The organism is Geobacillus sp. GHH01, assembly GCF_000336445.1.
Classification (GTDB): Bacteria; Bacillota; Bacilli; order Bacillales; family Anoxybacillaceae; genus Geobacillus; species Geobacillus zalihae.
Genome location: NC_020210.1, coordinates 3,095,761 through 3,117,182 on the forward strand (window position 1 = coordinate 3,095,761; position 21,422 = coordinate 3,117,182).

The window sequence follows — 21,422 nt, forward strand, 5'->3', positions numbered from 1 at the left end:
AAAAGAAAGCGGCCTGATGCTCAAGGACATTCAAGCCGCTTCCAAAGATGTTTACGCCGCTAGAAAGCGGCGAACGCTCGGAATCTTTTGCACCACAAAACGGTCAAACAGCCAAATCACAACGAGCGACAACGCAAACAGCGGCATCACGACCGCTGCGGCGATCATGCCGCCCCACACCGTTTTCGCCGCTTGAGGATCCTTCACCCGCGCCGGAGCGCCGAAACCGTCTTTCGGCTTGCGCTTGCGCCACATCACAAAGCCGCTGACGCACAAAAACACAAGCCCGAGGCAAAAAACGAGATTGACGAGCTGATTGGCCAGCCCAAACAACCGCCCTTCATGGAACGCGATGCCAATCGTAATCGCTTTGGCCAATGCGCCGTAGTCGGAAAAGCGGACATCGCTCAGAACCCGTCCCGAATATTGGTCAATATGCAAGGTCGCGTTCTCCCATGGCTTCGTCTTCGATGTCGCAACGGTAAACACCCCTTTTTCCCCTTGCGGCAGCGAAATGGTGAACGGCTTTTTCACCTTTTTCGCCTCCGCGATCGCATACACCTCATCGAGCGAAAGCGGGGCCGCCTTGCGCTTGCGAACAGAAGGCACAGGCAGTTGTTCGGCCGCCCATGGCACGTCTTGCGCCACTTCTTTGGTGACCACTTTCGATTCCGGCTTCAGTCCGAAGCTGAACGCAAACGGCGGATACCCGGTGTTTGTCGCCGTCGCCACCCGGTTGATGACCTCCCCCATGACCCCTGTCCACGGCATCCCTGTCACAATGAGCAGCAAAATCCCGATACTCATCCATACACCGGTCACGGCATGCCAATCGCGCCAAGCCAACCGTTTTTTCGCCCGCCAGCGCGGCCAAAACGTCCCGAGAACAGAGAATGATTGCCGCGGCCACCAAAGATAGAGGCCCGTGGCCAACAAAATAAAGCCCCAACAAGCCGCCAGCTCTACAAGACGGTTGGCCGCCGTTCCGCCAATCAATAGCTCGCTGTGGATTTTTTTCGCGATTTCCGTCCAATTCTCATCCGCGCGCAATGTCCCTTGAATCTCCCCGGTATACGGATTGACAAAGGCAAACACCATTTCTCCTTTGTCCATCATCCCGATTTTCACGGTCCGATTCGCTTCTTTCTCAAGCGTCACAGAGACAACGGAATCATGCGGATATTTCTCCTTGACCCGTTCCGTCAGCTCAACGAGAGACAGCCTTTTTTCCCCAACCTTGTCCACCTCGTACAAATGGCCGGACAGAGCCGATTCGATCTGCGGCTTAAACAAATAGACGGCCCCGCTCAACGCCAAAATGATCAGAAACGGCGCAAAGATGATCCCGGCATAGAAATGCCACCTCCAGACCGCCGCATACATCGGCCGCTGTTTGTCCGCCGCCTTCACCGTTTGTTCCACAGTTTTCCCCCCTGCCATGTTTTCATGTTTTTCAGTAGGCAGTATAGAACAAAACTGTGTCCAAACGGTGAGCAATCGGCGAAAATGGTGTGAAATGAAACGGCCGGACAGACCAGTCCGCCTCGTCATCCAATCAACCCAAGACGCAGCGCTTTTGCCACCGCTTCCGTCCGATTTTTCGCGTTGAGTTTCCTTAAGGCGCTGGAAATGTAGTCGCGCACCGTAAATTCGCTCAAATAAAGCTGACAGGCCGCTTCCAATGTCGAGGCTCCGTCGGCGAGCAGCTTCAAAATCTCAATTTCTCTTGGCGACAAGGATTCCGCCATCCCTTCCCATTCTTTTTTTGGCGCCTTGATCCATTTCAACAGCAACTCCCCCGCGCTTTGGCCAAATTTCATCAGCGCGGGAAACAGGCGGCGGTCAACGGCAAAGAAGCGGCCCGGTCCGCGGTCGAGAACGACGCCTCCAATCATCCTCCCTTCCGTCGGCACATACACCGGAACGATCACCAGCGAGGCCAAACCGAACGGGTCCACATACAGGCGCGGAAACTGTTCGCTCGCCCTCGGCACATAAATCGGACGAAAATGGCGAAATTCATGCACTTCCGCTTTCAATTTCCCCACACTTTCTTTCAACATCGGAATGCTGTCCAATTCCACGCGCAAGCGCTGAATTTGCCCGTTGTCCACGCCATGCCCGTGCAGACCGATGGCTGTGCTCTCCTGATTGACAAATTGAAACAGAGCGCAGCGGCTGAAAGGAAGAAAATAGGAAAAACCAAAACAAATATGCGCCGCCGATTCCTCAAACGTCTGCGCCCGCAAAATCCATTCGTTGAACAAAATGACGGCGTCTTTCCACAAGGATTCTTTTTTCCACGAGGAATCGCGGCCGATTTTGAATGATTGCTCATTCATTTCATACAACAACCATTCATTCCATTTGAAAAACAAATACCGCACGGCTGGGTGCAGCGTAGCAGCCGCTGACGCATGCGCCTTCAACACTTGATGAACCGTATTTTCCATTAAATTTAGGGAAAATATGACCATCTCCGGATGAAACGCCGCAATGCGTTCGAGATGCCTATTCGCTGGGTGTTCGCCCCCGTACGGGAGCAATCTTGCCTGAACGAATGCGCACAGCGTGGAAAACACCTCTTGAACCCGCGCATTCCGCTTGCCAAGCGCTTCGCCGATCCGCTTCCATTCCCGGTTCACTTCCCTTTCATACTGCCGCAAAATATCCGAAGCCTCTCTCAGCAGTCGAAACAAATGATTGTGCAATTCTGTTGACAAGGCAACGCCCCCCTTTTTTGGTCGACCGTGTTCCCTCACTATTGTATTTTCGCAACGCGTGCGTTGATTCCTTCTCCCCTCTGCGACGAAGACGGGAAAAAACCCTACAAATGTAGGGATTTTATTTTATTTGAATTATTTTAATATTTAATTAAATCTATATTTAAAGCGCTTTCAATTTATGTGAAGGGGAGGAGAATGTTCATGAATATGGCCAGCCAATCACTGATTGTAGGAGGGCACACGGCCAAAAAACCGTTGCTTCTCGCCTTGCTCGGAGGATTTTTTGCCCTCACTCTTATGTTGTCCGCCTTCGGGCTGACAGGCGTCGCCTATGCCGTACCAATCAGCGGGGTCGGCGAATTCACTGTTCAGTTTGACAAGCTAAACGGCAGCGGGTTTAAAATGTACGGCGGCGTGGCGGAAGCAGGCAATGCGCCGCAGACGCCGGTCTTCGTCAATGAAATGGATAAAGCGACGATTCAAGGTCTTCGGATTTCGAAAGACTTCCCGGCCTTGGGCATTCGCGTCGTCATTGTCGCGAGCGAGCCTGTCTCCATTGACGGCCTCGTGCAAAAAGCGACGCAAATCAACGGCAACATCTCCTTCGGCAGCTTGACGATGAAAGAAAGCTATGTCGGCGATACGAGCAACCCAGTCGAGAAAGCGGCCAAAGAATTCACACAAGGAGCCGACAGCATTACGATCGAAAACGGCGATATCAAAACCGTCTACTTATTCCAGCAAAAAGTATCGCTGCCGGGCATGAAAGTGTACTTTGAAAAACTCAACTAATTTCAGTAAGGATGAGAAACATTGGGCATCATTCGTTCTAGCTGGCAGGCGTTCGGTCGCTGGCGGAAACGCCGCCCGTTTTGGGGGGCGACGTTTCTCTTGTTATCAAGCCTTGTGATTTTATGGATTCCGATGCAGCTATACGAAATTTCTCTCGTTCCCGGAAGCATGGTGTTCGCCGGCTTTTTCCTTGGCGGCATGGTCATGTTGATGGGGATTCTTTCCTACGCCATGCCGCGGCTATCCACCTTGCTCGGCATCATCGGTATGTTCAGTGCCATTCTGTCGATCATGGGCGCCTTGGGCGGCTTCTTAGTCGGCACGATTCTCGGCATCATCGGCGGGGCGCTTTGCATCGCCTGGCGCCCGCAATGGGCCGAAGCCGACACTCCTGCCGCTCATCGTGAAGCAGCGGCAGACAAAGAGCCATCCGCCGCAACCGACTAACAGGCGCCGATCGCTCGGCCGAACGAAGCGAAAGATTCGCTCGTTCGGCCTTCTTTTTTATCTCTTTTTCCCGATCACGAATCCATTCATCATGAACAAACGAGGCGCATATTCATATTATGGGCCCATCATCGCTGCAGAACAAGATGAAAGAAGGAGGGACCGCCATGAAACACCTTTCTATCGACCGGCTACACACCCAGTTCGCCGCCGGAACCACCCATACGTTCCCGCTCATCGGACGAATGTATACGTTAACTCACTCTGATGCGACGGGAGACCTCTATTTAGCGATCGGCCGCTCGTTCGCGACCACACGGCTCAATGCCATGCGCGATGAAGTATTGGGAGAATGGAAACAGGCAGGGCAACATCTCGCCTTGTTCATTTATGTGTTTGTCGGCAGCAAGCAAATGGGCAAGGAAGAAAACATCCGCCGAAAACAAGTATTCGAACAAGAATTGACCTTGGCGCTAGAAGCCATTCGCTACGGAGACCGGCACTTTTTCCGTCATTTTCCTTCCTGCGATGGCAGTCCGATTTTGGTTCATTTCACTTCCGAATACCCAGAACTGAACCGAACAGAGACGTACGGAATCCCCTATATGTATCGTTGACTCTCTCTTTTTGCACGTTCTGCGCAAGATTCACAAACACTTCAAATGAAGTGTTTGTGGATTCACCCTCTCGAATGAGAAAGGCTTTTTAATTAATTGGGTGAGAATATTTTAGTTTTTATTATCCAGAACATTTAAAACACGATTAATAAACGCTTGACCATCTTCAAACTCAATATATCGTAAACTATTATCATGCAATAAAATCTCTATTTTTTTAAATGTTTCTCTATCCCCATTGTCTATTAGTTTTTGTAATTCAGCTAATTCAGCTCTTAATGCATGAACCAAACTCTCTGGTTCTTCGTCTCTAAATTCTCTAATCATATCGTCAAATTCATGATCATCGATTGATTATAATACCCATCTACAAAGTATTTGAGCGTCTTAAATTTCCCCTCAATTTCCATCATATTCATCACCACTTCGGATAAGATGTAACAATAACCCATGGTGCTAGTTGAGCGTCAACGCTCAACTAGCACCATGGGTTACAATAAAAAGCCGCGCAAAATTTTTCTGGATTCTATCGTTTTTTTCGGGCTTCCCCAAAAATGAAAAACGACTGCAAATGCAGTCGCATCAAGGGTTTCACGATTTCTTGTCCGAACCGTTCGGATGTTGGAAATGGAGACGGTGGGAGTCGAACCCACGTCCAGAGGCATCGCCACTTAAGCATCTACGAGCGTAGTCGGTATATTTCGCTTCGCCGTCCGTTCCGCCTACCGACAGGCCTCCCGGCGGCTAGCCTGGTTCATCTCTTCCCTCATCCTCAGGCGGCGGATTTGGGCGTAGCCCGCTTCATATGAACCCCTCGGACGCCACACGGGCGATGGCGGGAGGAGCTAGCTGCAGCAATTAGGCAGCTAAAGCGTAGTTTTGTTTGCCAGTTATCTTTAGGTGACGTTTTTACGAGGACGTCCCCCTCGGCTCGCCGCTTAAGCTCGACCTACCCCTGTCGAATCCGGATCGTCCCCGCGGTGCGAAGAAAGACCGGAACAGCTTAAGCATGGGATAACCGGCTGTTGCACTTTTTATTATACCATGGCGGTGCGCATTTGCAATGGGAATGTTTTCAATTCCGCCAAAAAACAGGATTTCCCTCGAACGGCGGGGGCGATGTTGGAAGACATCTTCTTTATTGTTTGAAACCATTCGTCCTGTCCCGGAAGCGCCCGCCATACGGACGGGGCTCGCCCGTTTCCAAACCCGCTGCGCGCACTGCCAATCAAGCCCGATGAGTCCAAGTTTCTCCTCGCGGCCAGCGCCCCAACCACCGCGGACTTCTTCTACAGTTTTTGCCGCTCGCGGAACGCCCGCTCGATTTCGCGCTGCGCTTCTTTCCGCTTCATGTCTTCCCGTTTGTCGTATTTTTTCTTCCCTTTGGCCACACCAAGCTCCACTTTGGCAAAGCCGTTTTTAATGTACAGTTTGAGCGGCACGAGCGTATACCCTTGCTCTTTCGTGTAGCCGATCAGTTTGTTGATTTCACGGCGGTGCAACAAAAGCTTTCGCGTCCGCAGCGGATCGTGGTTGTAGCGGTTGCCTTGTTCGTACGGGCTGATGTGCATGTTATGGAGAAACACTTCCCCTTTTTCGACTTTGGCGAACGAATCTTTCAAATTCACCCGGCCGTTGCGGATCGATTTGATTTCCGTCCCTTGCAGCACGAGGCCGGCTTCGTACGTTTCCTCGATGAAATAATCGTGATGTGCTTTTTTGTTTTGCGCGATGACCTTTCCTTCGCCTTTCGGCATCCGTTTTCCCCCTCCTCATCGTAGCGTTTCTTATTTTATCAAAAACGAAAAAGAAGGAAAAGCCGGGCGCGAGGCTTTTCCTCACCGTTTTTTCTTTTTCTTCTTTTTCGCCTTCGCGTGGCGGCTTTTGCCGCTGTTCGTTTTCGCTTCCGCCTTTGCCTTGGCCTGTTTTTGCTTTTTCCCTTCAATGACGACCGGAGCGGCTTTCGCTTTCGGCGGGCGGCGCCCTTTCATGCCGACGACTTCAAAATCGACGATCCGTTCGTCTTTGTTGACGTTGATGACGCGGACGGTGATTTCATCGCCGATGCGGTACATTTTCCCGGTCCGTTCGCCGATCAACGCGTAGTGGCGTTCGTCGTAGCGGTAATAGTCGTCCGTTAAGTAGCTGACGTGCACCAAGCCTTCGATCGTGTTCGGCAGCTCAACGAACAAGCCGAAGTTCGTCACCGAGCTGATAATGCCGTCAAACTCCATCCCGATTTTGTCTTCCATAAACTCGGTTTTCTTCAGATCGTCCGTCTCCCGCTCCGCCTCAACGGCGCGCCGCTCCATATCGGAAGCGTGTTCCGCAATTTCAGGCAGCTTTTCCGCCCATTTTTGCTGGGTGTCAAGATCCATCTGGCCGTTAATGAGATACGTCCAGATCAACCGATGGACGATCAAATCCGGGTAGCGGCGGATCGGTGACGTAAAATGGGTGTAAAACTCGGTCGACAGGCCGTAATGGCCGAGGCTCTCGGCGTCATAGCGCGCCTGTTTCATCGACCGAAGCATGACGGTCGAGATCACCATTTCTTCCGGCTCGCCGCGCACCGCTTCGAGAATTTGCTGGAGGGCGCGCGGATGGATTTGGTTGCCCGTTCCTTTCACGACATAGCCGAAGTTCGTGATGAACTCTAAAAAGCGCTGCAGTTTTTCCGGCTTCGGATCCTCGTGAACACGGTAAATAAATGGCACGTTCAACCAATGGAAATGCTCAGCCACCGTTTCGTTCGCCGCCAGCATAAACTCTTCAATCAACCGCTCAGCGACCGACCGCTCGCGCAAGACGACATCGTACGGCTTGCCGTTTTCATCGACAAGCACCTTCGCCTCCTTAAAATCGAAATCAATCGCCCCGCGCTTTATCCGCTTTGCCCGCAAAATGTCGGCAAGCTCAGCCATCAGCTCAAACATCGGCACAAGCGGCGCATATTTTTCCCGCAAGGCTTCGTCTTTGTCAACGAGAATTTTATTGACATCGGAATACGTCATCCGTTCCGCCGTGCGGATGACGCTTGGGAAAATTTCATGGCGGACGACTTCTCCTTGCGGGGTGATTTCCATTTCGCACGAGAGCGTCAGCCGATCGACTTTCGGGTTGAGCGAGCAAATGCCGTTCGACAGCCGATGCGGGATCATCGGGATGACGCGGTCAACCAAATAAACGCTCGTGCCGCGTTCATACGCCTCGCGGTCAATAGGCGAGCCTTCCTCAACATAGTAGCTGACATCGGCGATATGAACGCCGAGCTTATAGTTGCCGTTTTCAAGCTTCGTCACCGTCACCGCATCGTCTAAGTCTTTCGCATCCTCGCCGTCAATGGTGACGATCATCTCGCCGCGCAAATCGCGGCGCCCTTCCAAGTCTTTCTCCGTAATGACGTCCGGCACCCGGTTGGCGTGCTCGATCACGTCTTCTGGAAATTGAAGCGGAAGGCCGTATTTATAGATGATCGCCAAAATGTCGACGCCCGGGTCGTTTTTATGGCCGAGAATTTGCACGACTTCCCCTTCAGCGCTCATTCGTCCTTCCGGGTACGAGGTGAGCCGGACGACGACTTTATGCCCTTCGACCGCGCCGTTCGCCGCGTTTTTCGGGATGAAAATGTCATTGACGATCCGTTTGTCATCCGGGATGACAAAGCCGAAATATTTGCTTTCCGTGTACGTGCCGACGACCTCTTTCACCCCGCGCTCCAAAATGCGGACGATCGTTCCTTCGCGGCGCGCCCCGGATGAATCGGCTTGGACGCGCACAAGCACCGTGTCGCCATGCATCGCGTTTTTCAATTCGGACGGCGGGATGAAAATATCATCCAGTCCCGGCTCCTCCGGTGTGACAAACGCGAATCCTTTCGGGTGGCCGGTCACCTTGCCGCGCACGAGATTCATCCGCTCAGGCACGCCGTAGCGGTTGCTGCGCGTCCGGACGACAAGGCCTTCCTCTTCCATGGCGACAAGCGTTTTGACAAATTCCTTAAACCCGTCCGCATCCTCAATCCCAAACGCTTCCTCCAGTTCCTCAACGGTCAGCGGTTTGTACGCCTCATCGCGCATAAACGTTAAAATGCGTTCGGCCAACACATGATCCATTGGCCATCCCCTCCTTTCTCCATTACCAATCTAACGATTCAAGAAATGCATAAATATCTTCATGCAGCTGATCTTTTTCTTGATCAAGCGTAATCACATGGCCTGATTGCTCATACCATTTGATTTGTTTGACCGGCGATTCAATTTCGTTATAAATGATGTTCGCGCTGTCTGGATTGATCATCTCATCATGGCGCGCTTGGACGACGAACGTCGGCGCATAAACCAAATCAAGGTGGGCGCGCACATCGGCAATGAGTTCTTGCAAGGCTTTCAACGTCTTCATCGGCGTTTGTTTGAACCGTTCCATTTCCTGTTCGATTTGTTCCTCTGATTTCCCTTCCCGCTTTTTATACTCGCGCGCATACTCGAGCACACCTTCGTACATCGTTTCTTCGCTTTTGATGTACATCGGCGCGCACATCGTCACAATGCCTTCTATAGGTACAGTGTAGCCTAATTTGAGAGAAAATACGCCTCCAAGCGACAATCCAGCCACGGCAATTTTTTCGTAGCCTTTGTTTTTCAAAAACTGATAGCCGTTCATGACGTCTTGCCACCAATCATCCGGTCCGGTGTGGACGAGCTCTTCCGGCGGCACGCCATGCCCTTTGTAAATCGGAGCGTGGCACGTATACCCTTTCGATTCCAAGAATCGCCCAAGCATCCGAACGTCGGCGGAATTGCCGGTAAACCCATGCAAAAGCAGCACCGCCCGCTCCCCGGCTTCAAAGAAAAACGGCTTCGGCGGAACAATTTTCATCATCGGCTCTCCTTCCTCTCTAGTGTGAAATAGAAAGGGCAGCCCTTCATTCTATGGACCGCCCCATGTTTGACTTATGATGGCTGTACGTACGTAACCAAGATCGTCAATACGAAAAACAAGACGGCCAACACGACCGTGACGCGCTGAAACACCGCATCGAGCCCACGGGCTTTCTGCTTCCCGAACAATTGCTCGGCGCCGCCGGTGATCGCCCCCGACAGCCCGGCGCTGCGGCCCGACTGCAGCAAGACAACTGCGATCAGCGCGATCGACACAATGACAAGCAGCGTCACAAGCAAGGCATGCATGCCTGACACCTCCAACGACCGACGTTGCAATAATTTCACTATACCATAGATCGCCGTTGGCGGCAACTGGCGGGCCTGTCTCAACACGACGAAAGGAACAGATTCTCTTTTTTGTGAAACATTAGATTGGAAAGCCCGTCATCTAAAAATTTTAAAAAAATACAAGCCAGAAGATGCTCAAATGGAGGAAATCGATGAAATCATTGATGAATGCCTGGCAAAAATCGCAACGTATCTGACCTGATCTGATCGGCCTGGAGGCAGCGAAAGAATGGAACGATGTTGAAGGAAAGACTACATTTCCTGTCTTTTCTAGAGGGCTAAATCGAAGGGATGGGGCCAAAAAATTCCCTGCTCCTCCCCTTTGGCATAGATGGGGGAGCGTTTCATCCTCCATCCGCTTGACGCTCCATGAATCGGGTGCGGTATGATCATTGTCGTCCGCCGCCGAAATACGTTACAATAGAAAGCAAATCGGCAACGACTGGAGGGACTTCAATGGCAAGACCGGACGAACGAGTCGTCATCGCGATTGACGGCTATCAATTCAAACGGGCGCGGGAGGCGAAGAAAGGGAAAATTTTCGTCACCTCGCCGATTGGGGCGAACTTTACGTTTGACGTCAACGTCATGCGCAAGCTCATCGAGGCCATCGACCGCGACCCAGCGCTGGCGGAACAGTTCGGGCTTCCTTCTCAGGGGGCAAACGAATAACAAAGGAACGGCGGTTGGCCGTTCCTTTGTTGGTTTAGCGGAGAGAGGCCGAAGCTCCATTTTTTCACAGATGGCGGTGCTCCCTCAAGAATCAAATCTTCTAGCGTCCTTGCCATGCCGCTCGCTCGCGGCCAAACGGATCATCTTCGACATGGCTGGCGGCTGAAAAGACAAAGGCCGCCTTGCGCTCGCTCGTATACGCCGGCCACGCTTCCGGCAAGTGATCGCCGTTCGGGTTGCCGGTGCGGGCAAACGCCAGCCAGGCGTAATGCATTTGGTCAGCGATCGCCTCGCGCTCCGGCCGGTTGCCGACGAAATTCGCGACGCCCGGCTGATGGAGATTGTGAAACACAAACGGCAGCTCGAGCGCGTGGCATGCTTTCAGCTGCCCGCCGAACACCGGCGTTTCATAGTCAAACCGGTACATGTACACATCCGCTCCGTGGGCCGCTTGGGCGTCCGCTGTCCGCAGCATCCCCTCGACAAACACGCGGTACGTCATGATGCGAAGCCACTTTTGCCAGGCGGGCGCCGACGGCTCCGCCGTTTCTGCATAATAGCGAATCGCCGCCTCCGGCACGGGCCCGACTTCACGGTTGATCCGGTCAAGCAGTTCGTGTTCGCCAAGCTTCATCCATGACGGATCCGTCAAGGTAAACAAGTTGTACTCGTCTTTCGTCACACCGATGAGAATCGGAATGCCGCTGGCCGCCCCGTCGTGGAGCGCCTCGATCGGATGGCGCCGCAATACGCGGCCATCCACCACCGGACCGTACATGATTCCCGGACCGAGCGACAGCGCCGCCCGCAGCAGCTCCTCGGCGGGAATCGACAAGAGCCGGCCGCGGTCACCCGGGCGGATGCCGGCACGCTCGAGAATGCGCTTGGTCATCGCCATGGCGGTCTCCGGCGAACGGAGAAGAAGCGATCCCGAACCGCTTTGCAAAATGGCGCGCCGAAACAGCCCCTTCGCCTCCGGAAGCGACAACAGCACGCCGACGCTCGCCGCTCCCGCCGATTCACCGAAAATCGTCACATTGTCCGGATCGCCGCCAAACGCCGCAATGTTCTCCTTCACCCAGCGCAGCGCCGCCACTTGGTCCAAAATTCCGAGATTCCCGGCTTGAGCGTACTCTTCGCCGAACAAATCACCGAGATGCAAAAAGCCAAACACGTTCATTCGGTAGTTGATCGTCACGACAACGACATCGCCGTGTTTCGCGAACGCCGTCCCATCATACCACGGCGAAGAACCCGAGCCGAACAAAAAGGCGCCGCCATGAATCCAAACCAACACCGGGCGCTTCTTCCCATCCGCCGCCGGCGACCAAATGTTCAGGTACAGCCCGTCTTCGCTCGGCGGCTCGCTCATCCGCCCGAGCAATCCGCTGAAAATCGGATCTGACGGCTGCATCACGACAGGACCGAAAGCAGTCGCCTCCCGCACCCCATCCCACGCATCGGGCGGCTCTGGCGGCAAAAACCGACGCTCCCCGACCGGCGCTTTCGCGTACGGAATCCCTTTCCAAACGAAAACGCTTCCATTCATCACACCGCGCAGCCGCCCATACCGCGTCTCGACAATCGTTTGTTCCATCCCTATCCCCCCTAAATATTCTGATCATTCAAAAATATTATAAACGAACGGACCACTTGCGTCCATCGACCTATGCGGGACAATGTCAGCTCGTTGGAATAGGAAAAGGAACAGCACCTAAAAGGCCGGGGATTTAGTGAAAAATCGCGGAAAATGGACTTTTTTCTCAAATAGAGAAGTCTTGCAAAATCAACGCTTCTCTTTCGACCGAAAACAATGGGTTCGGCGAAATCAGTCGTTTTTCACCAGCCTTCTAAAGATTTCTTACTTTCCAGGCAAAATTGGACGATGGTGTGCCCTATCCTACAATGCCATTTATGGATAAATCTCTACCTTTTTTGATGTTCATCATTCCAACATGTGCTTGATGAAACTTTAAGTTGAGGAACCATGCTCATCTGCAGCAAAGTTTATTTTTCAACCGCTTTTAAAAACAAACAGATGCAATAAATGAAAATCATAATTTTATTCATTGATACAGCCCCTTGTAAATAAGTGTTCATCAAAGCACTACGGGCTATTCAATTTCATTGACTTGATTTATTTGAAAGTCGTTAAATGGAACCCATCCCAAAGGTTTGGTGTAATTTACCATGCGAATCAAATATTTATGTTTATTATCTTCCATTTTGATAACGAAATCAAACACATCATTTCTTTTTTTTGTCTTTGATATATAAGTTGAATTAAAGATTTACAACTGAACACACAAACGATCGATCGTTTGTTCTGGTTTCTGGTTGATTCGCTGAATAAAGGCTTGGACATTCTTTCTAATTTCTTGCACACTCGAATAGAACACGTTGTAAATCACGTCTGATTTCAGCCATTTCCATAGCCCTTCAATCAAGTTCAATTGCGGACTGTATGGTGGCAAAAAGACGAGCTCTAACCGATCTTCGTGTTCTTTTAAAAATGGCTGAATGAGTTTGGCATGGTGAATTCGAGCGTTATCTAAAATCATCACTATTTTGCCTGTGGGATAGCGTTCTAACACAAGTTGAAGAAATCGAAGAAATGTTTCCGCGTCATAGCGTTCTTCTTCGATGCAAAACACTTCCCCTGTTTCGTAGTTCAACGTGCCAATCAGCTTCAGCCCTTGATGTTTTCCAAACGTCGGAATGATTCGTTGTTTTCCTTTGACAAACCATGTTTTTTGAATCGCTTGGTAATCACGAATCATCGACTCATCTTGAAAGAGGACATGGGCGATGTTCCCATCTACCAGTTTTTTTTTACTTCAGGGAAGGTGATTTCGACGAATTCTTTTTGTTTCTCTTCATCGGCATTGGCTAGTGTATAGGTCGGTTTCGTATAGCTTAGCCCTAACCGATGCAGAATGTCACTTGTTCCGCGAAGCGTGTATGTTGGCCCCCACTTTTGTTGAATGAGTTCAGCGATTATCGCAAGCGTCCAATTATATTTTGCTTCGAATCCCACATCTACGGGGAGCTGATGTTCAATGATCAAAGCCAGCTCTTTTTCCTGCTCAGGGGTCAATCGACGTGGGGCGCCAGGTGAGTATTTCATCTCCAGTCCATCAAGACCGCGCTGGGCGTAGGCATGAATATAGTTATAAATAGTTTTCTTGGATCGACCAATAATCGTTGCGATTTCTCCTTTGGTATATCCCTGCAAATGAAGATAAATCGCTTGGTAGCGTTCATATGCTCGTTTACTTTTTGCTTCTTTCATGGCAGTGGACAACTTTTCGATCTCGTCTTTGTGATTTGGCATCATATTTTCTCTCCGTTCCCCTATTTTCTCTTTGTATTTATTCGCCGTGGAACGGGAGAAAACCTTTATTTCAATTTATATAAATCATTACAAAAAATTCGACTATTTTCTACAAATGATGATACTTGACTTTCTCTTCATCATGAGACAACATCCAACGCTACACTGTGCAGCATAAAACGGCTGTTTCCTCTCCCGTCTAAAGGAGAGGCGCAGCTTTCCTGAATGCATCAAGACGTCTTGATCACCGCCAGCCATTCGATTCTCTTTTCGCCTCCGTCAAAACGACAGGCGCCCCCTCCGTTGGGGACGCCTGTTCCCGTTATTTTTTCAAATTGTAAAACGAGCGGATGCCTTGGTAAATGGCCGTGTGGCCGAGTTCATCTTCAATGCGGAGCAGCTGGTTGTATTTCGCGACGCGGTCGGTGCGTGATGGAGCACCTGTTTTAATTTGACCCGCGTTTGTTGCGACGGCGATGTCGGCGATCGTGCTGTCTTCCGTTTCGCCGGAGCGGTGCGAGACGACGGCGGTGTAGCCGGCGCGTTTCGCCATTTCGATGGCGTCAAACGTTTCGGTGAGCGTGCCGATTTGGTTCACTTTGATCAAAATCGAGTTGCCGACGCCTTTTTCAATGCCTTCGGCCAGTTTTTTCGTGTTTGTGACAAACAAGTCGTCGCCGACAAGCTGCACTTTTTTGCCGAGCCGCTCGGTCAGCAGTTTATGGCCTTCCCAGTCGTTTTCATCGAGCCCGTCTTCGATCGAGATGATCGGATATTTCGATACAAGCTCTTCATACCAAGCGACCATTTCTTCCGACGTTTTCACAACGCCTTCGCCTTCAAGATGATATTTGCCGTCTTCTTTGTTGTACAGCTCGGACGAGGCAACGTCCATGGCGAGCATCACTTGTTCGCCCGGTTTGTAGCCGGCTTTTTCGATCGCTTCGATGATCGTTTGCAGCGCTTCTTCGTTCGATTTCAAGTTCGGGGCGAAGCCGCCTTCATCGCCGACCGCGGTGTTGTAGCCTTTCGCTTTCAGCACCGCTTTTAAGCTGTGGAAAATTTCCGCCCCCATGCGCAGCGCTTCGCGGAAGCTTTCCGCCCCGACCGGCATGATCATAAATTCTTGAATGTCGACGTTGTTGTCCGCATGCGCGCCGCCGTTTAAAATGTTCATCATCGGCACCGGCAGCGTTTTAGCGTTAAAGCCGCCCAAGTATTGGTACAGCGGCAGGCCTAGCTCATCCGCTGCCGCGCGGGCCACGGCAAGCGAGACGCCCAAAATGGCGTTGGCGCCAAGCTTGCTTTTGTTTTCCGTGCCGTCTAGTTCAATCAACTTCCGGTCGATCGCCACTTGGTCAGTGACCTCGAGGCCGATGATTTCCGGCGCAATGATTTCATTCACGTTTTCGACCGCTTTTAACACCCCTTTGCCGAGGTAGCGGTTTTTGTCGCCGTCGCGCAGTTCGACTGCTTCATATTCCCCAGTCGAGGCGCCGCTTGGCACCAGGGCGCGGCCGAAACCGCCTTCTTCTGTATACACTTCCACTTCTACGGTTGGGTTGCCGCGCGAATCGAGCACTTCGCGGGCGTAAACATCAATAATCGCAGACATGAACACACACTCCTTTTCCTTCGTATCGTTATTTGACAATCAACGATTTCCCCGTCATTTCGTTCGGCTGCGGCAAGCCGAGCAAATCGAGCATCGTCGGCGCCAAATCGCCTAAGATGCCGCCGTCTCTAAGCTTGATGCCTTTTTTCGTCACGATGACCGGCACCGGATTCGTCGTATGAGCCGTTTGCGGCTTGCCGTCCGGCGTCAATACTTCATCGGCGTTGCCGTGGTCGGCGGTGATGATGGCGATGCCGCCTTTGGCCAAAATGGCATCGACGACTTTGCCGAGGCATTCGTCCACTGCCTCCACCGCCTTGATCGTCGGTTCGAGCTTGCCCGAATGGCCGACCATATCCGGGTTGGCGTAGTTCAAAATGATCGCATCGTACTTATCGGCTTCAATTTCCTTGAGCAGCGCATCGGTCACTTCATAGGCGCTCATTTCCGGCTTCAAGTCATACGTCGGCACTTTCGGCGAGTTGATCAAAATCCGGTCTTCGCCTGGAAATTTCTCTTCGCGGCCGCCACTCATAAAAAACGTCACGTGCGGATATTTTTCGGTCTCGGCGATGCGCAGCTGGCGCAGTCCGTGCTGCGACAGCACTTCCCCGAGCGTGTTGTCCAAGTTCGTCGGCTTGAACGCCACGTACCCTTTCACCGTTTCGCTGAAATGGGTCAAGCAGACAAAGAACAAATGCTTCGGATGTTTCGGGCCGCGGTCAAATTCGCGGAAATCTTCATTCGTAAACGTGTTTGAAATTTGGATCGCCCGGTCAGGGCGGAAATTATAGAAGATAATCGCGTCATTGTCTTGAATCGTCGCCACCGGCCGGCCGTCTTCGCGGACGATGACCGACGGCAGGACGAATTCGTCGTAAATGCCGTGTTTGTACGAGTCCTCGATGCACTCGAGCGGATCGCGGTACGTCGGCCCTTCCCCGTACACCATCGCCCGATACGCCTTTTCGACGCGGTCCCACCGCTTGTCGCGGTCCATCGAGTAGTAGCGGCCCGATAACGTCGCGATTTCGCCGACGCCATATTCCTTGATTTTTTCCTGCAGTTCTTTGATGTATTGCGGCGCTGTTTGTGGGCCGACGTCGCGGCCGTCCAAAAAGCCGTGGATGTACACGCGCTTCACGCCTTCTTTCGCCGCCAAGCGCAAGAGGGCGTACAAATGGTGAATATGGCTGTGCACCCCGCCGTCGGAAAGCAAGCCGAACAAATGCAAACTTGTCCCGTGTTGTTTCACATGGTTCATCGCCGCCAAAAACGTTTCATTTCGGTCAAACTCGCCTTCGCGAATGGCAATGTTGACTCGCGTTAAGCTTTGGTACACAATGCGCCCGGCGCCGATGTTGAGATGGCCGACTTCCGAGTTGCCCATCTGCCCTTCCGGAAGCCCGACCGCCTCGCCGCACGCCTTGAGCGTTGTGTGCGGGTATTCGTTCCAATAGCGGTCAAAATTGGGCTTGTGAGCTTGGGCGACCGCATTGCCGTACGTTTCGTCGCGCAGCGCAAACCCGTCCAAAATGATGAGCGCAACCGGTCGTTTACTCATGGCGCCCCGCCTCCACCAATTGCAAGAATGAAGCCGGCTCCAAGCTCGCCCCGCCGACTAAGGCGCCGTCGATCTGTTCTTGCGCCAAAAAGTCGCGGATGTTGTCCGGTTTGACGCTGCCGCCGTATTGGATGCGGATCGCTTCCGCCGCTTCCGGGCCAAACAGGCGCGAGACGACCGAACGAATATGGCCGCACACGTCGTTCGCATCTTCCGCCGTCGACGACTTCCCCGTGCCGATCGCCCAAATCGGCTCGTAAGCGATGACCGCTTGCTTCACTTGATCCGGCGTCAAGCCGGCGAGCGCTTTTTCCACTTGTGAAGCGACGACCGCATTCGTCTGCCCGGCTTCCCGCTCCTCGATCGTTTCCCCGCAGCAAACAATCGGCACAAGCCCACGGGTGAAAGCCGCCAATACTTTTTTATTGACGGTTTCATCCGTCTCCGCAAACATCTGCCGGCGCTCTGAATGGCCGAGGATGACGTACGTGACGCCGAGGTCTTTCAGCATGACCGGGCTCACTTCGCCGGTGTACGCCCCTTGGTCGGCAAAATGCATGTTTTGCGCCCCGATTTTTAAATTCGTGCCGTCTGCCGCTTGCACCAGCCGATCCAAAAAGAGAAACGGCGCGCAAACGACGGAATCGACTTCATCGGCCGGCGGCACGAGCCCTTTTACGTTCTCGACAAATTGAACCGCTTCCGCTAATGTTTTATGCATTTTCCAGTTGCCTGCAATGATCGGTTTTCTCATCGTTCACCCTTCCTTTCGCTGGGCGGCGCGGACCGCCCCGCTCCCCTCGGGGAATAAAGCTTGGTGTTGGCTGGCGCCCCTCCGTTGGCGAAAAGGCCGCCGCCCATCGCCGCCGGGTTGTCGTCAGCGGCCATTATCGCTTGCCGGGCGGCGCCAACGCGCCCCCAAGCTGCCGCTGCATCGTCATTTGTCGTTTAACGCCACGACCCCTGGGAGCTGTTTTCCTTCCATAAACTCAAGCGACGCGCCGCCGCCGGTGGAAATATGATCCATTTTGTCGGCTAAGCCGAATTTCTCAACCGCCGCCGCCGAATCCCCGCCGCCAATGACCGAGTATGTATCGGCAGCTTCCGCCAATGCTTCAGCGACCGCTCTCGTCCCGTGCGCGAACGCCTCCATTTCAAAGACGCCCATCGGGCCGTTCCAGACAACGAGCTTCGACTCGCGAATGACATCGCGGTACAATTCGCGCGTTTTCGGGCCGATGTCAAGCGCCTCCCAATCGGCTGGAATCGCGTCAATCGGCACGACTTTCGTGTTGGCGTCGTTCGCAAACCGGTCGGCGACGACCACGTCCACCGGCATATAAAAACGGACGCCTTTTTCTTTTGCTTTTTCCATAAACGATTTCGCCAGTTCGATTTTATCTTCTTCAAGCAGCGACTTGCCGACATCATGCCCAAGCGCTTTGACGAACGTGTACGCCAGTCCGCCGCCGATGATCAAGTTGTCGACTTTTTCAAGCAAATTGTCGATGACGCCGATTTTGTCTTTCACTTTCGCGCCGCCGATGATCGCTGTAAACGGGCGGTCCGGATTCGAGAGCGCTTTGCCGAGCACTTCGAGTTCTTTTTCCATCAAAAACCCGGCCACCGCAGGCAAGTAATGGGCGATGCCTTCCGTCGACGCATGAGCGCGGTGGGCGGCGCCGAACGCATCGTTGACATACAGATCCGCGAGCTCCGCAAACGCTTTGGCCAGCTCTGGATCGTTTTTCTCTTCGCCAGGGTAAAAACGGACGTTCTCAAGCAAGAGCACGTCGCCTTCGTTCAAACGGTCGACCGCCGCTTTCACCTCATCGCCGACCGCTTCATTCGTTTTGGCGACCGGCCGTTCAAGCAGCTCGCCGAGCCGCTTCGCAACGGCATCCAAACGCAATTCTTCGACCACTTTTCCTTTCGGGCGGCCGAGGTGGCTCGCCAAAATGACTTTCGCCCCTTGCTCGATCAAATAGCGGATCGTCGGGAGTGCGGCGCGAATGCGCGTGTCATCGGTGATGGCGCCTTGCTCCATCGGAACGTTGAAATCGACGCGGCAAAAGACGCGCTTTCCCCTCACCTCAACGTCGCGGATCGTCTTCTTGTTCATCGTTCGTGCCCCCTTTTGGCTGCAGTTTGGACAAAGGAAAAGGAGTGGGGATCATTTCCCCGCTCCCCTCCATTTCCCTATTATAGACTTGAACGGATGGAAAACTCAACGCCAAGCTGGTTTTACAGCCCTTTCGAGGCGATGTAGGCGGCCAAGTCGACGACGCGGTGCGAATAGCCGGTTTCGTTGTCGTACCAGGAAACGACTTTCACCATTTTGCCCTCAATGACCATGGTCGAGAGCGCATCGATCGTCGACGAAGCCGGATTGCCGTTGTAGTCGCGCGAGACGAGCGGTTCTTCGCTGTAAGCCAAGATGCCTTTCAATTCGCCTTCGGCCGCCGCTTTCAATGCGGCATTCACTTCTTCGACCGTCACTTCTTTTTCCAATTCCGCCACCAAGTCGACAACTGATACGTTCGGCGTCGGCACACGCATTGCCATGCCGTTCAATTTGCCTTTCAGTTCCGGCAAGACAAGCGCAACAGCTTTCGCCGCCCCGGTCGTCGTCGGAATGATCGATTCCGCGGCCGCGCGAGCCCGGCGCAAATCTTTATGCGGCAAGTCCAAAATTTGTTGGTCGTTTGTGTACGAGTGAACGGTCGTCATCATGCCGCGGACGATGCCGAATTTTTCATGCAGCACTTTGGCAAACGGCGCCAAGCAGTTCGTCGTGCACGAAGCGTTCGAGATGACATGATGGGCTTTTGGATCGTATTTGTCTTGGTTGACGCCCATGACGATCGTAATATCCTCGTCTTTCGCCGGTGCGGAAATGATCACTTTTTTCGCACCCGCTTCCAAATGTTTGGCGGCGTCTTCGCGTTTCGTGAAGCGGCCGGTCGACTCAACGACGATGTCAACGCCGATCTCGCCCCACGCCAAGTTCGCCGGATCGCGTTCCGCCTTGACGATGATTTCTTTGCCGTTGACGACCAAGTTGTTGCCGTTCACCGACACTTCGGCATCCAGACGGCCATGGACGGAGTCGTACTTCAACAAATGAGCAAGCGTATTCGCATCGGTTAAATCGTTCACCGCCACCACTTCAATGTCCGGGTTTTTCAATGCCGCGCGGAAGACGTTGCGTCCGATGCGGCCAAATCCGTTGATTCCCACTTTGACTGCCATCTTATTTTCCTCCTTGCGATTGGATTGTATCAGCAAGGGAGATTACTCCCCTACGAACGCTTTTGCGGCTCCTTCGTCCGTCACCAATAGCGAGTGCGGCGCCCGTTTCATGTACGCGCGAATGGCTTTCGCCTTCGACGCCCCTCCGGCGACGGCGATGACATGCTCGACATGCGGGAGGTGTTCAAGTTGAATGCCGACTGTTTTCACTTTATGGACGACGTCGCCGTACTCGTTGAAATAGTAGCCGAACGCCTCGGCGACCGCATGGCGGGCGATGATGTTCTCCATCTCTACAGGCGGCGTCTTCCGCCGCTTGGCCATCGTCACCGCTTCACCGATGCCATGGACGACCATGCGGCATGATTGGATGAGCTCAAGCACTTCTTTCACCGCCGGCTCTTCGACAAGCGACGCGTACGCTTCATCGCTCAGCTGGTCAGGCACGTGCAGCAACCGATAGCGGCCCATCGCTTTTTCCGCCATTTTCGCACAAATCGTGTTCGCCTGATTCTCGACATCTTCGCCAAGGCCGCCGCGCGCCGGCACGAACAACACATCGCGAAGCTTCGAATCCGGCGTCATCATCTCCGCGACCGCCGCCATCGTCGTTCCGCCGGCCACGGCGACGATGTCCCCGGGCTCAAGCAGCTCCTTCATGCAGGCGACACACGCTCTACCCATTTCTTTTTTTACCCAAGGGGAACGGTCGCTATCCCCGGCAACGACAATCACCCGCGGAATGCCGAGCTGTTCCTGCAGCGCGGCTTCCAGCTCTTTGAGTCCGAGCGCTTCCCGCATCAAATCATTGAGCGTATGAAGGAGCGCCTGGCCTTCCTCCGTCAACCGCATGCCCGACACATCGGCGGAAAGCAAGTTTTGTCCTTTCAAAAATTCTGTTTCCGACCGGAGCACCCGCTCACTCATGCCGAGGCTCGCCGCCAGCGCCCGCCGCCCGATCGGCGCCATAAGCGAAATGGAGTGCAAAATTTGATATCGTTTTTGCATAACGTCAAGCAAGTCAGGCAATAATTTTTTTTGTGCCTCCAATAACGGCTGCATGGATCCTTTCTCCTCGATTGAATATAGGGACATCTTATGTCCCGGTATGACATATTATGTCCCGCAGTGCCATAAAAAATTCCTCCCGCGCCATTTTCATTATAGCAGGA

General features: G+C 53.0%; 19 protein-coding genes and 1 other RNA gene. 4 read left to right on the plus strand and 16 right to left on the minus strand.

Annotated features, from left to right (window positions below; all coding sequences use genetic code 11):
- Positions 1–51 precede the first annotated feature (51 nt).
- Positions 52–1,422 (minus strand): PepSY domain-containing protein, encoded by a 1,371-nt coding sequence (locus GHH_RS15340; protein WP_015375773.1) that lies wholly within the window; start codon positions 1,420–1,422, stop codon positions 52–54.
- Positions 1,423–1,547: 125 nt separating this feature from the next.
- Positions 1,548–2,723 carry a response regulator transcription factor gene (locus GHH_RS15345; RefSeq protein WP_015375774.1) on the minus strand — a complete coding sequence of 392 codons (1,176 nt, stop codon included), beginning with the start codon at positions 2,721–2,723 and terminating at the stop codon, positions 1,548–1,550.
- A 204-nt stretch (positions 2,724–2,927) separates the two neighbouring features.
- Between GHH_RS15345 and GHH_RS15350 the strand changes: the two genes are divergently transcribed.
- The 3 genes from GHH_RS15350 to GHH_RS15360 all read left to right on the plus strand — a co-directional run bounded on the left by GHH_RS15350 (position 2,928) and on the right by GHH_RS15360 (position 4,582).
- Entirely contained in the window at positions 2,928–3,518 is a 591-nt protein-coding gene (locus tag GHH_RS15350) for a DUF6230 family protein (protein WP_015375775.1), read from the plus strand.
- A 21-nt stretch (positions 3,519–3,539) separates the two neighbouring features.
- Complete coding sequence (locus GHH_RS15355) at positions 3,540–3,965, plus strand: DUF6114 domain-containing protein (RefSeq protein ID WP_013144270.1); 426 nt, start codon at positions 3,540–3,542, stop codon at positions 3,963–3,965.
- Between the two features lie 167 nt (positions 3,966–4,132).
- A complete protein-coding gene (locus tag GHH_RS15360; protein WP_015375776.1) occupies positions 4,133–4,582 on the plus strand; it encodes a staygreen family protein in 450 nt (149 codons plus the stop codon).
- 111 nt (positions 4,583–4,693) lie between these two features.
- Here the strand turns inward: GHH_RS15360 and GHH_RS15365 are convergent, their stop codons facing one another.
- The 6 genes from GHH_RS15365 to secG form a co-directional block, all read right to left on the minus strand.
- Entirely contained in the window at positions 4,694–4,909 is a 216-nt protein-coding gene (locus tag GHH_RS15365) for a hypothetical protein (RefSeq protein WP_223813714.1), read from the minus strand.
- 298 nt (positions 4,910–5,207) lie between these two features.
- Positions 5,208–5,559, minus strand: a transfer-messenger RNA (tmRNA) gene (gene ssrA / locus GHH_RS18550).
- A gap of 312 nt (positions 5,560–5,871) precedes the next feature.
- Positions 5,872–6,339, minus strand: coding sequence for an SsrA-binding protein SmpB (gene smpB, locus GHH_RS15370; RefSeq protein WP_013144268.1), 468 nt, complete (start codon positions 6,337–6,339; stop codon positions 5,872–5,874).
- Positions 6,340–6,420: 81 nt separating this feature from the next.
- Positions 6,421–8,697 (minus strand): ribonuclease R, encoded by a 2,277-nt coding sequence (gene rnr / locus GHH_RS15375; protein WP_015375777.1) that lies wholly within the window; start codon positions 8,695–8,697, stop codon positions 6,421–6,423.
- 22 nt (positions 8,698–8,719) lie between these two features.
- The gene (gene estA / locus GHH_RS15380) at positions 8,720–9,460 is read right to left on the minus strand and encodes a carboxylesterase (RefSeq protein ID WP_033004594.1); all 741 of its coding nucleotides are present in this window, start codon (positions 9,458–9,460) and stop codon (positions 8,720–8,722) included.
- 74 nt (positions 9,461–9,534) lie between these two features.
- Positions 9,535–9,771: a preprotein translocase subunit SecG gene (secG, locus tag GHH_RS15385; protein WP_013144265.1), complete on the minus strand. Its 237-nt coding sequence runs from the start codon at positions 9,769–9,771 to the stop codon at positions 9,535–9,537.
- Positions 9,772–10,269: 498 nt separating this feature from the next.
- Here secG and GHH_RS15390 point away from each other — a divergent pair, with 498 nt between their 5' ends.
- Positions 10,270–10,485 (plus strand): hypothetical protein, encoded by a 216-nt coding sequence (locus GHH_RS15390; protein WP_013144264.1) that lies wholly within the window; start codon positions 10,270–10,272, stop codon positions 10,483–10,485.
- Between the two features lie 100 nt (positions 10,486–10,585).
- Here the strand turns inward: GHH_RS15390 and GHH_RS15395 are convergent, their stop codons facing one another.
- The 8 genes from GHH_RS15395 to GHH_RS15435 all read right to left on the minus strand — a co-directional run bounded on the left by GHH_RS15395 (position 10,586) and on the right by GHH_RS15435 (position 21,312).
- Positions 10,586–12,082 carry a carboxylesterase/lipase family protein gene (locus GHH_RS15395; protein WP_015375778.1) on the minus strand — a complete coding sequence of 499 codons (1,497 nt, stop codon included), beginning with the start codon at positions 12,080–12,082 and terminating at the stop codon, positions 10,586–10,588.
- A 694-nt stretch (positions 12,083–12,776) separates the two neighbouring features.
- A protein-coding gene (locus GHH_RS18560; protein WP_015374552.1) for an IS630-like element ISBs2 family transposase occupies positions 12,777–13,822 on the minus strand; the annotation gives its coding sequence in 2 pieces (ribosomal slippage) (positions 12,777–13,316 and positions 13,319–13,822; 1,044 coding nt in all).
- A gap of 319 nt (positions 13,823–14,141) precedes the next feature.
- On the minus strand, positions 14,142–15,434 hold the full coding sequence (eno, locus tag GHH_RS15410; protein ID WP_015375779.1) for a phosphopyruvate hydratase: 1,293 nt from the start codon (positions 15,432–15,434) through the stop codon (positions 14,142–14,144).
- Positions 15,435–15,462: 28 nt separating this feature from the next.
- Positions 15,463–16,998 (minus strand): 2,3-bisphosphoglycerate-independent phosphoglycerate mutase, encoded by a 1,536-nt coding sequence (gene gpmI, locus GHH_RS15415; RefSeq protein ID WP_015375780.1) that lies wholly within the window; start codon positions 16,996–16,998, stop codon positions 15,463–15,465.
- On the minus strand, positions 16,991–17,752 hold the full coding sequence (tpiA, locus tag GHH_RS15420) for a triose-phosphate isomerase (RefSeq protein ID WP_015375781.1): 762 nt from the start codon (positions 17,750–17,752) through the stop codon (positions 16,991–16,993). Before tpiA ends, gpmI begins: the two co-directional genes overlap by 8 nt.
- 183 nt (positions 17,753–17,935) lie before the next feature.
- A complete protein-coding gene (gene pgk, locus GHH_RS15425; RefSeq protein WP_015375782.1) occupies positions 17,936–19,120 on the minus strand; it encodes a phosphoglycerate kinase in 1,185 nt (394 codons plus the stop codon).
- Positions 19,121–19,242: 122 nt separating this feature from the next.
- On the minus strand, positions 19,243–20,250 hold the full coding sequence (gene gap / locus GHH_RS15430; protein WP_015375783.1) for a type I glyceraldehyde-3-phosphate dehydrogenase: 1,008 nt from the start codon (positions 20,248–20,250) through the stop codon (positions 19,243–19,245).
- Between the two features lie 42 nt (positions 20,251–20,292).
- Positions 20,293–21,312 carry a sugar-binding transcriptional regulator gene (locus GHH_RS15435; RefSeq protein ID WP_011232529.1) on the minus strand — a complete coding sequence of 340 codons (1,020 nt, stop codon included), beginning with the start codon at positions 21,310–21,312 and terminating at the stop codon, positions 20,293–20,295.
- Positions 21,313–21,422 lie beyond the last annotated feature (110 nt).